Origin of the sequence: Erwinia aphidicola (assembly GCF_014773485.1) — a bacterium.
Lineage (GTDB): Bacteria > Pseudomonadota > Gammaproteobacteria > Enterobacterales > Enterobacteriaceae > Erwinia > Erwinia aphidicola.
In genome coordinates this window covers 21,061-35,670 of record NZ_JACXBP010000004.1, presented here as the reverse complement: position 1 = coordinate 35,670, position 14,610 = coordinate 21,061, and the positions used below count along the sequence as shown (strand labels likewise).

The window sequence follows — 14,610 nt, the reverse complement described above, 5'->3', positions numbered from 1 at the left end:
TTCTGGAGTCATATCATGAAAACTACCTTCACCATCGCTGCTTTAGGTCTTGCTTCCGTTCTTTCATTTGGTGCCAGCGCTGCCAGCCTGGTGACTAACGACCAGGTTAATAATCAGAACCTGCAGTCAGTCGGTACCGTCAGCGTGAGCGGCATTAACGGCACTACCATGGATATTCGTCATCAGCTGTCTGAGAAAGCGGATCAGCAGGGTGCCAGCGCCTACCGTGTGATTGAAGCGCGTAACGACGGCAACTACCACGTAACGGCTGAACTGTATAAATAACCGTTAACGAACAGACATCGGGCGCTGTCAGCGCCCGTCCGTGACATGACCGCGGTCATAAAGTCGAAGCCCGCAGGTTGTTGGTCACAATGAGGAGATTAAATATGAAAATCAAAACAACCATCGCTGCATTGAGCCTGTTTTCACTGGTCAGTTTCGGCGCCAGCGCCGCACAGCTGGTCAATAACCAACAGGCTGAGAATCTGCAATCTGCGGGGACGATTACATTAAGCGGTGTGGCAGGCGTGCCGTCGGATATCCGTCAGCAGGTGTCACAGAAAGCGGATAGTGAAGGTGCCAGTGCTTACCGAATTGTTGAAGCGCGCAATCAGGATAACTGGCATGTCACCGCCGAGCTGTATAAGTAATTCCTCGTCGATGGGCACACCCGTTGCCCGGCAAGACGAACCCTTTGGCCCCGTTCGCCGGGGCCCTTTTTTTGCCTGACTATTTAACGTTAAAGCGAAACTCGCCATCCAGCTCCTCTTCCGCTTCATCAAATAGCAGAATCAGCGCGCCGTAGCGTCGCCTCTGGCCGCTGCCCAAATTGACGAACTCAATCTCCAACGGTAAGGGCATTTGCGGCCCGGTGATAGCATCCCACAGACTGTCCAGATCGGCGATGGTACGATCCGTCAGGGCAAAGCGTTCAGTGAACTGTCGGAAGAAATGCGCCTGATCGACAATCACATCAAAGTCGAAAATCTCTCTTTTCATTCGGTCTGCTCCGCAGGACACACAGCTGGGCGGCGACTGCCGCCCGTTGGGTTAAAGTCCGCCAATATGCAGGGCTTTCACTTCCATATACTCTTCCAGCCCCAGCACCGAGCCTTCACGCCCTAATCCCGACTCTTTTACGCCACCAAACGGCGCGAGCTCGGTGGACACCGCACACTCGTTAATTCCCACCATGCCGCTTTCCAGCGCGGCTGAGACGCGAAATACGCGCTGCAGGTTTTGCGTATAGAAGTAAGCTGCCAGGCCAAATTCGGTGTCGTTGGCACGGCGGATCACCTCCTCTTCCTCATCAAAGCGGAAGCACGCCGCCACTGGACCAAAGGTCTCTTCCCGTGACAGCTTCATGCTTTCATTCGCTTCGGCAATCACCGTAGGCTGCCAGAAGTTACCGCCCAGCGCGTGACGCGCTCCCCCGGTGATGACCTTGCCGCCATGACTGAGCGCATCATTGACGTGCTCCTCGACTTTTTCCAGCGCCGAAGCTTCAATCAGCGGGCCAACCACGACGCCCTCATCCATGCCATTGCCCACTTTTAGCTTTTTCACTTCGTCTGCCAGCTGGTTAACGAAGCGGTCGTAGACGCTGTTATGAATATAGAAGCGATTCACGCTGACGCAGACCTGCCCGGCGTTGCGGAATTTGTTGGCGATGGCCCCTTTTACCGCCGCATCTATATCGGCATCCTCAAACACGATATAGGGCGCGTTGCCCCCCAGCTCCATCGAGACTTTTTTCATCGTCTCTGACGCATTGCGCATCAGCAGCTTGCCGACTTGGGTGGAACCGGTAAAGGAGATTTTGCGCACCGCTTTACTGGCCATAATCGCGTCGCTGATGGCGTGAGTATCGCCCGCGACCGCATTGAGAACGCCGTCCGGTACGCCCGCTTTTTTCGCCAGCGCCAGCAGGGCAAAGGCTGAAAGCGGGGTGTTATTCGCCGGTTTGATGATGCCGGTGCAGCCCGCCGCTAATGCCGGACCCAGCTTGCGCGTCAGCATCGCCATCGGGAAGTTCCACGGGGTAATTGCCGCCACCACACCAATCGGCTCGCGCGTGGCCAGAATACGGCTGCCGGGCTTGGCCGGTGGGATAATCTCACCGTTGGCGCGCTTGGCCTGCTCGGCAAACCACTGAATAAAGCTGGCGGCGTACTCCACTTCACCCTCGGCTTCTTTTAACGGCTTGCCCTGTTCGGCGGTCATCAGTTGGCCGAGCCAGGCTTTGTTTTCAATCATCAGCTGATACCAGCGATGCAGAATCTCTGCCCGCTCTTTGGCCGTTTTTGCCCGCCACGCCGGGAATGCCGCGGCGGCGGCGGCAATCGCCTGTTCCGTTTCCGCCTTACCCGCTTTAGCCACCGCAGCAACCACTTCCCCCGTCGCCGGGTTGAGCACCTCAAAAGTGCTGGCCGCCTGCTGCCACTTTCCGTTTACCAGGAAACCGGTCTGAAACAGGTCGTTGTCCTTAAGCGTTGAGATCGTCATGATTTTCTCCAGATGTGTTTACCCTTCAGCTGGATCAAGTATAGATGGCAAAACCGCGAGGTTTTGTGACAAAAGGGCATCATCGCGGGGATTATGGCCGGGAAAAATGCTGACGGCAGGCGCCGTCAGCGGCAAGATCAAATCTCGATCAGGGTATTCTGATATTTCTTCAGAATGCCAGCCAGCAGCGCAACGGGCTCGGTCACGCTTTGTGGCGCCTGATACTGCTCCAGCTTTTGCTGATAAATGTCGAACTCCGCCAGCAGGCGCTCAAAGTAGTGGCGCCGCTTGCCATCACTGCTGGCGGAGATCACCCGGTCGGCGGTGTGGCGCAGCTGCTTGTGGTAAGCCGACAGATCGGCATTGACGGGAACGTCAGCGGCGCGCAGCCGCTGATGGCCGATAATCAGCGTCAGCGCCAGACGGAACTTGTTCACATCGCCGGGGAAGATATTCAGCAGCATAAACAGCTGCTGGTACAACGCGGGCAGATGGTTCTCGCGGCGGCGCGCCGTATTGGTCGTCATCGCCGAAACCGCCGCATACATAAAGCGATTAAGCAGCGTGCGGCCAACCCGGGCTTTCGACGTATCGCGGATCAGCAGGATCACCAGCAGTGCGACAAAGCAGCCGATCGCCTGGCCCAGCGCCCCGTCGAGAAACACGCTGATGTTGAACTTCATCGGGTTATCCAGCGTCAGGATGTTGATGGTGCCCACCAGCCCGCCGAGCGTACCGATCTGGCGGCGCTGGATCAGAATGCCGCAGATAAAGGCCATGATCCCCAGCGCAATACAGAGCAGCAGCATGCTCTGCTGGGTGTTCGGCATGATCACCATGTAGTACAGCCCGCCAACCGGAATGGCGACGATCATGCCGTACAGGAAGTCTTTCGCCACCATCAGCGGGTTCGGCATGCGCATTGCCAGCGCGGTAATCACCGCCAGCATCACCATCGCACCGCTGCCGGAAGTCCAGCCGGTCCACAGCCAGAACAGCGAACCGACGGCGGTGGCAACAAAGGTGCGCACGCCGTTAACCAGCGCGTGACGGGTTTCTGCCGAACGCATTTTTACCACCGGTTCGGTATTTAACACCTCTTCTTCCATCCGGCTGATGCTGCTGTTGGTGTGAATGCCCTTCATTAACAGCAGATAGCGGCTGGCGGCGCCAACCCAGTTACGGATGGTTTCCGGGGTATTTTTACTGCCGCTAAGGGTGATGACCCGGCGCATAATCTTCATGCGCTTGTGGATATCGCTGATATTTTCCACCGGTTTTTCAAAGAACAGGTGGAACTGCGGCGGGACATACTCCTGACGCGTGTTCTGGATCAGGAAGGTTTCACAAGCCTGGGTGATCAGCGTCAGTGAGAGGGAGTGGAGCACCTTGAGACGGCGATCGACCTTCTGCCAGCGCCCGGACTCCATCATCAGATGCGTTCTCATGCCGTTCAGCGCGGTGGTACGGCGCACCAGCCCGGCCCAGCACTTATCGACCTCTTCTTTATCGCCATGCGAAACGCACAGCTGCATCAGACGATAATGCTCCACCAGCAGCGCATCGATTTCACGGTCGATATCCAGCTTGATTGAGCGTGGGGAGAACAGCAGATCGGCGAGGATGGCACAGACAATACCGATTACGATTTCGCTACAGCGCTCAACCGCAAACTGCGGAGCCAGCAGCAGGGAGCCGTTAGCGTCAACGCTGACCACAATAATCAGCGCGGTATAGCCCGCCAGTCCTAGCGCGTAGGAGTTCTCGACCTTGATCAGCGAGGAGAGCCAGACGCAGACGCCAGCCCAGATGCAGCACAGCAGCAGCATGACGACCGGCGCACGAATGGTGGTGATCATGATGGCCAGCGCGGCGATACAGCCGATAAAGGTGCCGATAATACGCAGCATGCCGCGATGACGCAGCGCGCCGGAGAACGGATCGCCTCCGGCAGCAAACCCGGTGCCGCCCGCGACAATTGCCGCAGTCATCACCGACCAGCGCGGCGTTTCGAGATTAAATTCAAAGCCGACACACAGCGCCAGAAGGATGGCAAAGGTCAGTTTGATCGGATAGCGCAGACGATACCACTGCATGATAGGCCCCGCCTTAGCCAAACTCGCGCAGGCGATGCATCAGTTTCATCATTGGCGACATCTCGTGCTGCTGACGATCTTGCGCCCCGGTCACCACGATGGTCGCGGTGGTCCCGGACGGATAGAGGTTGCCCGGCTGCTTATCAAGGTGAATACGCACCGGGACACGCTGCGCCAGCCGCACCCATTCCAGGTCGGAGTCGACGGTGGCCATGCCCTTGCTGTCGACCGTGCTGCTGCTGTTGGTAACGCCCGCGGCAACGCTATCCACAGAGCCATACAGCACCGCATTGCTGCCCAGCGGCGTAATTTCCACGCGGAAACCTGGGCGGATCCCGTCCAGCTTGGTCTCTTCAAGGTAGGCCAGCACGTAGAAGGAGTCTTTTTTCACCAGCGCTACCGAGGTAGAACCACGGGTAATAAACTCCCCGGTATAGACATTCAGGTTAGTGATCCAACCTGCGGATGGGGCTTTCACCACGGTGCGATCGAGGTCGATCTTCGCCAGGTCGCGCACGGCGACGGCCTTCGCCAGCTGATGTTCAGTGGTCTGGAAGTCGTTGTTTGCCTGGTCGATAGCCTCACGCGACATGGCGGAAACCCCGAGCTGGTTGCGGCGCGCCGCCTCGCGACGTTTTTCACTCAGCACCGCCTGATAGTAGGCGACATCAGCCTGCGCTTCATCCAGCGCTTGCTGGTAGCGCGGCTGATCGATAGTGAACAGGACCTGGTCTTTAGCGACCAGCTGGTTATCATGCACGCGCACATCGGTGATCAAACCGCTGACGTCAGGGGCGATTGCCACCACGTCGGCGGTAAATTTGGCATCACGCGTCCACGGCGATTCGGTATAGAACACCCATACGCGGAAAATAAGGACAACGGCAACGATCACCAGCAGCAGGGTAATGGCGACGCGAGAAATTTTTCTTGTAAGTGCTTTCACTCAGACCTCAGACGAACAAACGGGATACCAGCCAGAACAGGCAGCAGTACAACGCAGTATTAAACAGTGCAGGGTGCCAGACCAGATCGTAAATTCCGGTCGGAGTCAGCAACCGTCGTACCAGCCAGAACAGCATCAGTGACACAATAATTTCAAAAAATATCGGTGGGAACGACAGCCCGAACACCACAATAACCGGAAGTACACTCATCTTTTATCCTTGTTGATACTATGCCGGATAAATCTGCTGGCATAACGTTATCCCCTCCCGGTTTCAGGGCGGCTACGCGTGCGGGTAATGATGACCTGACGAAGGGTGCGAATCAGAACCGATACTGAATGAATAATAGCGTATCCGGCAAGGAGCATTTAAAGGGATAGCGTTACGGAGCAGTAACCCAACAATGCTATAGTAACGTGCCTGACTATAAGTAATCTACCAAATGTGATCTAAATCACTTTTAACCCAGGGTTAACAATGGAAAGACTCAAGGGCATGTCCGTCTTTGCCAAAGTCGTTGAAATGGGCTCATTTACCGCCGCGGCGCAGCATCTGCAGTTAAGCGTATCCGCAGTGAGTCAGACGGTTGCCCGGCTGGAAGATGAGCTGCAGGTCAAACTACTCAACCGCAGCACCCGCAGCATCGGCTTGACCGAGGCAGGTAAAATCTACTTCCAGGGCTGTCGCCGCATGCTTTCCGAAGCTCAGCAGGTGCATGAACAGCTGTGGGCATTTAATAACACCCCGATTGGCCTGCTGCGTATCGGCAGCTCCTCCACCATGGCGCAGAACCTGCTGGCACCCATGACGGAAGAGATGCTGAAAGAGTATCCGGGGCTGACGGTGAATCTGGTAACCGGTATCCCGGCACCGGACCTGATTGCCGACGGGCTGGACCTGGTGATCCGCGTTGGCGCACTGCGGGACTCCAACCTGTTTTCGAAGCGCCTTGGCTCGATGCCGATGGTGGTCTGCGCGGCGAAAAGCTACCTGTTACAGCATGGCGTTCCGGAAAATCCTGCCGATATCAGCAACTTTTCGTGGCTGGAATACAGCGTGCGCCCGGACAACGATTTTGAGCTGACCTCACCGGAAGGTACCGCTATTCGCCTGTCGCCGCAGGGGCGCTTTGCCACTAATGATTCGCAAACGCTGATCCGCTGGCTTAAATCCGGAACCGGGATCGCCTATGTGCCGCTGATGTGGATTATCGAAGAGATTAATGCCGGGGAGGTGGAAATTCTGTTCGCGCACTACCAGTCGGTGCCGCGCCCGGTGTATGCCGTGTACACGCAGAAGGACAAACTACCGCTAAAGGTACAGGTGTGTATTAACCATCTGACCGAATATTTTGACAAGGTGGCGGAGATCTATCGCGAGTTTCGCAAATAGCCCGCAGGGGCGACCGGAAAAATGGCCGCCCCCTACGCAGGACTCAGTGGTAGGGGCGGACCTTTTTTTCCGGTCCGCCCGATATCATGCGGTGCCGCCGACGGTGAGTTTATCCAGCTTCAGGGTTGGCTGACCCACGCCAACCGGCAGGCTCTGCCCCTCTTTACCACAGACGCCGACGCCTTTATCCAGCGCCAGATCGTTGCCGACCATCGAAATCTGCTGCATCGCTTCGATGCCGGAACCAATCAGCGTGGCACCTTTAACCGGCGTCGTCACTTTACCGTTCTCAATCAGATAGGCTTCTGAAGTGGAGAAAACGAATTTGCCGGAGGTGATATCGACCTGGCCGCCGCCGAAATTCGGCGCGTACAGGCCGTACTCTACGCTTTCAATGATATCCTGCGGCGTTGATTTACCCGCCAGCATATAGGTGTTGGTCATACGCGGCATCGGCAGGTGCGCGTAAGACTCGCGGCGACCGTTACCGGTTGGCGGCACCCCCATCAGGCGCGCATTCAGTTTGTCCTGCATGTAGCCTTTCAGAATGCCGTTCTCAATCAGGACGTTGTACTGCCCCGGCACGCCTTCATCATCAATCGCCAGCGAGCCACGCAGGCCATCGATGGTGCCATCATCCACGACGGTACACAGTTCGGAGGCCACCAGCTGGCCCATCTGACCACTGAACACCGAGGTACCGCGACGGTTAAAGTCGCCTTCCAACCCGTGACCGACCGCTTCGTGCAGCAGCACGCCCGGCCAGCCCGCACCGAGCACCACGGGGAACATCCCCGCCGGGGCCGCTACCGCATTCAGATTAACCAACGCCATACGCACCGCTTCGCGCGCCCAGGCTTCGGCACGCATCTCACCGTTTTCATCGGCGAGGAAAAACTCATAGCCGAAACGGCCGCCGCCGCCGCTGGAGCCGCGCTCGCGTTTGCCGTTATCATCAACCTGCACGCTGACCGACAGGCGCACCAGCGGGCGCACATCCGCTGCCAGCGTACCGTCGGTTGCCGCCACCAGCACCAGTTCATAGACGCCGGTAAGGCTGGCGGAGACTTCCTGCACGCGCTTATCGGCAGCACGCGCCGCATTATCGACGCGGTGCAGCAGCTCAATTTTCTCTTCACGCGTCAGGCTTTGCAGCGGGTCAAGCGCCGGGTAGAGCGGGCGGTTTGCCACCGCCCCGAGGGTGCGTGACTGGCCATTACCCTGCTCGCGCACGATACTGCGTGCCGCCGTGGCGCTCTGATGCAGGGCATTCAGCGTCAGCTGATCGGCATAGGCGAAACCGGTTTTCTCACCGCTGATGGCGCGCACGCCCACGCCCTGATCGATATTGTAGGAGCCGTCTTTAATAATGCGGTCTTCCAGCACCCAGGATTCATGGTAGCTGGACTGAAAATAGAGGTCAGCGTAATCCAGCTTGCGCTCGGACAGCTGGCCGAGAATGGAAAAGAGGTCGCTTTGACTAATGTTGTTAGCAGTTAGTAACTGCTCACTTACCAGATTCAGACTCATGAATTCTCGCTCTGTGTGGATGAGCCAGTGGCTGCTGGCTTTCAATTGTCAATTATGACGATTTTCGATGGTTTACCCAAAATAATTGGCGTTGCAGCAAGGCAGCAAATAAATGAATCCCCGGGAGCTTACATCGGTAAGTGACCGGGGTGAACGCACGCAGCTAACACTGCTACACCAAAAGACCCTACGAGGGGACTTCAAGTATGAAGGGTATAACAGCCTGAGGCATTAGCGGGTCTACGTCAAATTCACTTCTCGCTGTTTTCACGCGGCTTGCGCAGCACTTCGTCAATCTGCGGCTTATCGATTGGCCCACTAATGTGGTAGCGCAGCACCGAAATTTTATTCCACAGTGGGCCGAGCACCTTACTGGCAGCAAACACGGCGGCACCGATAACCGGATTGACCGCAAAGGCCGTCGCCACGCCAACAGTGGCGGAGATTTCCGGCGCGACGGTGGCTTCCATATCGATGCGGCGTTTAACCAGGTCCACATTGCCTTTCATCGCGATGTCCGCTTCCAGCCCGTCCACCAGGAGATTATCCGTACGCATCATGCCATTTTCGATCCAGGCCGTGCCGTTGATCGAGTCAAACCAGAAGCCCTGGCTGAAGGTATCGCTAAAGTCGAGGCGCAGCTTGCGTACCAGCGAATCAAAGCTCACCAGCCGCAGCAGCTGCCCGGCGCGCCCGGTGGAGACGTCGGCAATCTGTCCGGCGCCAAGGTGGGATTTTAGTACGCCGCTCAGCGTCTCTTCCGAAGGCTGCCACGGGGCAGAGCGCCAGTGCAGGTCATACTCGAGCCTGAACGGCGCATCGCGCAGTGGCGACGTAACGCCAAACCAGTTGGTGGCCTCATCGATTTTTTTACCGCTCAGCACGCCTTTCAGTGAGGTGCGCTGCTCGCCGGGCTTGTTGACCCACTCACCATTGACCGTCAGGTGGGTATTGCCGCTGTCTATCAGGCCGTTGGCTAACGTCAGGGTATCGCCGGACGGCGTCAGCTCGGCTTTCATCACGCCAAATTTCTGCCCGCGTAGCCAGCACTCATCGCAATTCAGGCGCAGTGCCGGCCAGCGGCTGAAGTTGATCGACGAGGCGTCCTGCGGCAGCGGTACCGAGCGGGTCCCTTTACTGTCCCACTGCGGGTTGTAATAAAGGTATTTCAGGTTAACCAGCCACGGGCCATTTTTGGCAATCGCCAGCGATCCGTTAATCTCTTTGCCCTGTGCCTGTACCGTCATCTCGCCCCCCATTGCCTGGCTGAGGGTCGCCGTCAGATCCTGCCACTGCTGGCCCGCCAGCGTCAGTGTCGGGGTGTGCAGTTTAATATCGCCCGGCAGATACGCGCTGCCTGCCTGACCGCCCGCACCGCTACCAGCACCAGCACCGAGCAGCCCAATCCAGGCCTCACCGTCCAGCGGCGGCAGGTTCAGCACCATGCCGCGCGTATCCGGCAGCGCAGGGGTGCGCTGGGTGTCATTCTCCCAGATGCCGCGCTCAACGCGCAGCTGTTTGCCCAGTAGCCAGTGGCTGTTAAAGCGATGGCGCTCACCGACCGCGCCGCTCAAATTGAAGCCGTTGAGATTACCCTTTACCAGTACCTTCACCGGCATGGCGCTGCCGCCCTTCTTATCGAGCGGAGAAGGTAAGCGGCTACTCACATTTTTCAGATCGCCGTCGACATTAACCTGATAGTTAGCTCCGCCGCCGTGCGGTAAACTAATCAGCACGTTGCTGCGCCACGGCACGCTGCCGCCCAGCTTTTTGCGCGCGGCTTCAGGGATCTGCGCAATATTGCCCGGCTGCCAGTTTGCGTTGAGATCGACGCCTATCTGGTAATCTTTCTCGCCTTCCTGCGTATTAAAGCTGACGCCGATCGGTTGACCTAACAGGCGCGCCGTCATTGCATCACTTTTCAGGTCACCATTATCGTAGGTAAAGCGGCCGGAAAGCTGCTCAAAGCGCGTTTCAATCGGTTTAACCAGCAGCGAGTTATTATTGAGGTTCACATCGCCCGTGGCACGCACCTGCTCGCCGTCCAGCGGGATATCAAGATGTAAGTGACCACTCACATCACCGCCAATTTGCAGCTCATCCAGCGCGCCGCCGAGTGAAGGCTTAAGCGGGGATTGATTGAAGTAGTCGCGGATCTGCGGCCCGCCGCCTTTGATATCGCCATCAACGATCAGCTTTTCCTGCAGATAGTCAGGGATCACCGCCGAGATATTGTGCCCGTCCACCTCGCCCAGCTTGATCTTCTCTGCCTTCATCCACAGGCCGTTGTTGGCGAAGTCGAGGTCAATATCAAGGTTTTCCAACGCGGGCCAGCCGGGCTCAAATTCGTAGGTGGCCTTGCGCAGCGGCACGGCCACTTCAAACATCCCTTCATTATGCTTGAACGGAAAATCCTGCGGGTTACCGGCAAACAGCAGCGTAGCGTTGCTGACCTGCCCGCCTTTCAGCGCGCCGGTAAGATAGTGCACCAGATTCTTGCCCATCAGCGGCTCAGGGAAGTAACGCCAGGCCTGGCTGGCATCGCTCAGGTTAATACCGGCGAGAATATTGAGGCGCGGCGGCTGCCCTTTTGGCTGCTGATAGCTGAAATCACCGTGCGCCCACAGGGAGTTCGCCTGCACGTCGAGCTGCTGACCGGATAACGTCAGCCCCTGCTCGCCGTACTGCCAGTTAATCGTTCCGCTAGCCTGGTTAATCTCCAGCGGCGCCCGGAACATCTCACCGTAAGGCAGCGAGGCCTGCTGAATGGCGAACGCCAGCTGCCCGTCGGCGACACTCCCGCTCAGTGAGCCGCTAAAATGCTCCATGCCCGGCAACAGCTCCCACTGCTGCCAGCTCAGATCCTGCCATTTCGCCTGGAAACGCGTACGCTCCGGCTGCTGCAGCGGCACATCGACCGCCAGCGCCTGTAGCTGTCCGCGCGGCTGTATCGAACGCCAGTTATCCAGCAGCTGCGGTGAAAGTTTGGCGAAAAGCGGCACCAGCGGATCAAGACGCTGCAGATCGAGGTCGGTGGCGCGCACGCGCAGTTCCGGCTGATGATCCGGCCCGGGCAGCAGGCTGTTTTCCGGCTGCCACATCAGGGAAAGCTGACCGTGCGGCCACGGCTGCCCGTCGGTAATAAAGCGCGTCTGCGGGATAGAGAGGTTCCACCCGCTGTTGAAACGGCTGATATGCGCGGTCAGGTTATCAACGCTGAGATGGTGCGACTGTCGATCGCCCTGCCAGTTCGCGCCCCCCTTCTTCAGCCAGACATCGCCATCGTGCACTTCGCCATTTTTCACGCTCATCCACGCCGCCAGGCTGAAGCGCGCGCTGTCGAGGCTGGTGTTATCGCGCATCCACTGGCCCAGCCACGGCTTCACATCGACGTCATCGGCCTGCATCCACACGCGGCCGGTGTCCAGATAGCCGTTGCTGTCGCTGAGATCGAGGCGTACCTGCACCACCCCGTGCTGCCCGGTAAAGCTGGAAAGGCTGACCAGTCCTTCCGCACGGTGACGGGTTTTCTCATTCAGCCAGGTCAGCTGAGGGATCGCCAGTTCGGCACGCTGGCCGGAGGGCGTGACAAAGCTGATTTCGCTGTCGCGCAGATCGAAATGGTCAAACTGGCGCAGGAACAGGTCGTTGAGCTGCTCTACCTGAATGTTGGATTTGCCATTGTCGCCGGAGCTGAGCGGGGTATTGGTGACCAGATGGAACTGCCAGAAGGTCAGGTCACGAAACTGCCAGCGCAGGTGCAGCAGAGACTGCCAGACGTCGAGCGCCAGCGTCACGCGCTGAATTTTCAGTTCGCCACCGTCGGGCAATCCGGCCTGAATGTCTCTAATCTCAAGGCGCGGGCCGTAGTTTTCCCAGCTGCCTTCTAAAGAGCTGGCCTGCACCGGCACGCCGGTGGCGGAGGAGATATGTTCAAGGACAGGCGTGCGCCAGCCGTTGAGGTGAGGCATCAGCAGGCGTAAGCCACTGACCAGTAGCGCAGTCACCACGACTAACGTTGCGCCCGTCAGTAGCAAAATCCTCGGCAATCGCCTCACATACCTCTCCTTGTCACAGCCTGAATCTACATCATCACCACGTCAAACTGCTCCTGGGTATAGAGCGGTTCAACCTGGACTTTAACCTGTTTGCCGACAAATATTTCCACTTCCGCCAGCGCGTGCGACTCCTCACTTTTCAGCGCTTCGCCGACCGCGGGAGAAGCATAGACCAGGAAACGATCGGAGTCATAGGCATGATGCACCCTGACGATTTCACGCATGATCTCGTAACATACCGTTTCCACGGTTTTCAGCGTGCCGCGACCTTTGCATACCGGGCAATCCTGACACAATACATGCTCAATACTTTCACGGGTGCGCTTACGCGTCATCTCCACCAGCCCGAGCTGGGAGAAGCCATTGACCCCGGTTTTCACCCGATCTTTACTCAGCGCCTGGTCGAGCGAGTGCAGCACGCGGCGGCGGTGATCTTCATTATTCATGTCGATAAAGTCGATAATGATAATCCCGCCCAGATTGCGCAGGCGCAGCTGGCGGGCAATCGCCTGCGTCGCTTCAATATTGGTATTGAAAATGGTCTCTTCGAGATTGCGGTGGCCGACAAAAGCGCCAGTATTGATATCGATGGTGGTCATCGCTTCGGTCTGGTCGATGATCAGGTAGCCGCCGGATTTCAGCTCAACCTTACGGTCGAGAGAACGCTGGATCTCGTTTTCCACATCAAACAGATCGAAGATGGGCTGCTTGCCGGTGTACAGCTCCAGCTTAGCGGTCATCTCCGGGATATATTCACCGGTAAATTCCACCAGATGTTCGAAGGTCAGACGTGAGTCGATGCGGATGCGGTCAAGCGCAGCCCCGGCGAAGTCACGCAGGATGCGCTGCGACAGGGCAACTTCCCCATACAGGCGGCAGCGCGTCTGGTTGCGCTTCTTACGCTCAATCACCTTGGTCCACAGCCGCTTCAGGAACGCTGCGTCGGAGGCCAGCTCATCCTCACCCACGCCTTCGGCGGCGGTACGGATAATGTAGCCGCCCAGTTCGTCGCAGTAACCTGCAACCACGGCCTTCAGGCGGTCACGCTCGGCTTCGCTCTCGATGCGCTGCGATACGCCTACGTGCGATGCACCCGGCATAAATACCAGATAGCGCGAAGGCAGGGTAATATCGGTGGTCAGACGCGCGCCTTTGGTGCCGAGCGGATCCTTCACCACCTGCACCATCAGGTCCTGGCCCTGACGCACCAGCTCGGAGATATCGCGCACGATAAAGTTTTTCTTTTCGTCACGCGCCACGCATTCGGTGTGCGGCATAATATCGGAAGCGTGCAGGAACGCGGCTTTTTCCAGGCCGATATCGACAAACGCTGCCTGCATTCCCGGCAGTACCCGGCTGACGCGGCCCTTGTAGATGTTACCTACGATACCGCGGCGCGCTTCACGCTCAATGTGGATCTCCTGCAGGATCCCGCCATCAATATAGGCAACGCGGGTTTCTGACGGGGTAATATTTACCAGCAGTTCAGCTGTCATCTTGACCTCTCACTTCACGCAGCGACTGAAAATGGCTGAACAGCTCGGCGGTTTCCACCAGTGGCAGCCCAACGACCGCGTGATAGCTTCCATTAATTTTTCTGACAAAGTTGCCGCCCAGTCCCTGAATACCATATGCCCCGGCTTTGTCCATCGGTTCACCGCTGGCAACATAGCTGGCAATATCTTCGGGCGTGAGCACGCGGAAAGTGACGTCAGTGATCACCAGGCAATCCAGCGTTTGCTGACGGTCTGCCAGCGCAACGGCGGTCATAACCTGATGCGTCTGGCCGGAGAGCTTCGCCAGCATCGCGCCTGCGGCGGCCGTATCGACCGGCTTCTCCAGCACTTCATTATTCAGTACCACGATGGTATCCGCCCCCAGCACCGGCAGATCCTGTGCCGCCACGGCGACACCCGCCTGCGCTTTATCATGGGCGAGTCGGCGGACATACTGCTGCGCCGTTTCGCCGTCATGCCGCTGCTCTTTCACCTCGGTGGCGAGGCGTTCAAATGACAGGCCAAGCTGAGTCAGCAGTTCACGACGACGGGGGGAGCCAGAAGCCAGATACAGGGATACCAT

At 57.8% G+C, this 14,610-nt stretch carries 12 protein-coding genes; 3 read left to right on the top strand and 9 right to left on the bottom strand.

Annotated elements, in window-relative coordinates:
- The first annotated feature begins 15 nt into the window (after window positions 1-15).
- Both yhcN (ID864_RS10260) and yhcN (ID864_RS10255) read left to right on the top strand, forming a co-directional pair.
- Entirely contained in the window at window positions 16-285 is a 270-nt protein-coding gene (yhcN, locus tag ID864_RS10260) for a peroxide/acid stress response protein YhcN (RefSeq protein WP_048914430.1), read from the top strand.
- A 104-nt stretch (window positions 286-389) separates the two neighbouring features.
- Window positions 390-653 carry a peroxide/acid stress response protein YhcN gene (gene yhcN / locus ID864_RS10255; RefSeq protein ID WP_048914429.1) on the top strand — a complete coding sequence of 88 codons (264 nt, stop codon included), beginning with the start codon at window positions 390-392 and terminating at the stop codon, window positions 651-653.
- A 79-nt stretch (window positions 654-732) separates the two neighbouring features.
- Here the strand turns inward: yhcN (ID864_RS10255) and ID864_RS10250 are convergent, their stop codons facing one another.
- The 5 genes from ID864_RS10250 to aaeX form a co-directional block, all read right to left on the bottom strand.
- On the bottom strand, window positions 733-1,002 hold the full coding sequence (locus ID864_RS10250) for a barstar family protein (RefSeq protein ID WP_099753739.1): 270 nt from the start codon (window positions 1,000-1,002) through the stop codon (window positions 733-735).
- A 51-nt stretch (window positions 1,003-1,053) separates the two neighbouring features.
- Window positions 1,054-2,508, bottom strand: coding sequence for an NAD-dependent succinate-semialdehyde dehydrogenase (locus ID864_RS10245; RefSeq protein ID WP_099753740.1), 1,455 nt, complete (start codon window positions 2,506-2,508; stop codon window positions 1,054-1,056).
- A 137-nt stretch (window positions 2,509-2,645) separates the two neighbouring features.
- Window positions 2,646-4,604, bottom strand: coding sequence for a p-hydroxybenzoic acid efflux pump subunit AaeB (aaeB, locus tag ID864_RS10240; protein ID WP_133622587.1), 1,959 nt, complete (start codon window positions 4,602-4,604; stop codon window positions 2,646-2,648).
- Between the two features lie 13 nt (window positions 4,605-4,617).
- A complete protein-coding gene (aaeA, locus tag ID864_RS10235; protein WP_048914426.1) occupies window positions 4,618-5,550 on the bottom strand; it encodes a p-hydroxybenzoic acid efflux pump subunit AaeA in 933 nt (310 codons plus the stop codon).
- A 7-nt stretch (window positions 5,551-5,557) separates the two neighbouring features.
- A complete protein-coding gene (gene aaeX / locus ID864_RS10230; RefSeq protein WP_048914425.1) occupies window positions 5,558-5,761 on the bottom strand; it encodes a p-hydroxybenzoic acid efflux pump operon protein AaeX in 204 nt (67 codons plus the stop codon).
- Window positions 5,762-6,028: 267 nt separating this feature from the next.
- On the opposite strand from aaeX, the gene aaeR reads away from it, so the two are divergent.
- On the top strand, window positions 6,029-6,943 hold the full coding sequence (gene aaeR, locus ID864_RS10225) for an HTH-type transcriptional activator AaeR (protein ID WP_048914424.1): 915 nt from the start codon (window positions 6,029-6,031) through the stop codon (window positions 6,941-6,943).
- Window positions 6,944-7,027: 84 nt separating this feature from the next.
- Here the strand turns inward: aaeR and tldD are convergent, their stop codons facing one another.
- The 4 genes from tldD to ID864_RS10205 form a co-directional block, all read right to left on the bottom strand.
- Window positions 7,028-8,473: a metalloprotease TldD gene (tldD, locus tag ID864_RS10220; protein ID WP_048914423.1), complete on the bottom strand. Its 1,446-nt coding sequence runs from the start codon at window positions 8,471-8,473 to the stop codon at window positions 7,028-7,030.
- Between the two features lie 251 nt (window positions 8,474-8,724).
- Window positions 8,725-12,531, bottom strand: a complete 3,807-nt coding sequence (gene yhdP / locus ID864_RS10215) for an AsmA2 domain-containing protein YhdP (RefSeq protein ID WP_191149801.1) — start codon at window positions 12,529-12,531, stop codon at window positions 8,725-8,727.
- A gap of 26 nt (window positions 12,532-12,557) precedes the next feature.
- Window positions 12,558-14,027 carry a ribonuclease G gene (gene rng, locus ID864_RS10210; protein ID WP_048914421.1) on the bottom strand — a complete coding sequence of 490 codons (1,470 nt, stop codon included), beginning with the start codon at window positions 14,025-14,027 and terminating at the stop codon, window positions 12,558-12,560.
- Complete coding sequence (locus ID864_RS10205; RefSeq protein ID WP_191149800.1) at window positions 14,017-14,610, bottom strand: Maf family protein; 594 nt, start codon at window positions 14,608-14,610, stop codon at window positions 14,017-14,019. The genes rng and ID864_RS10205 overlap by 11 nt, the downstream gene beginning before the upstream one ends.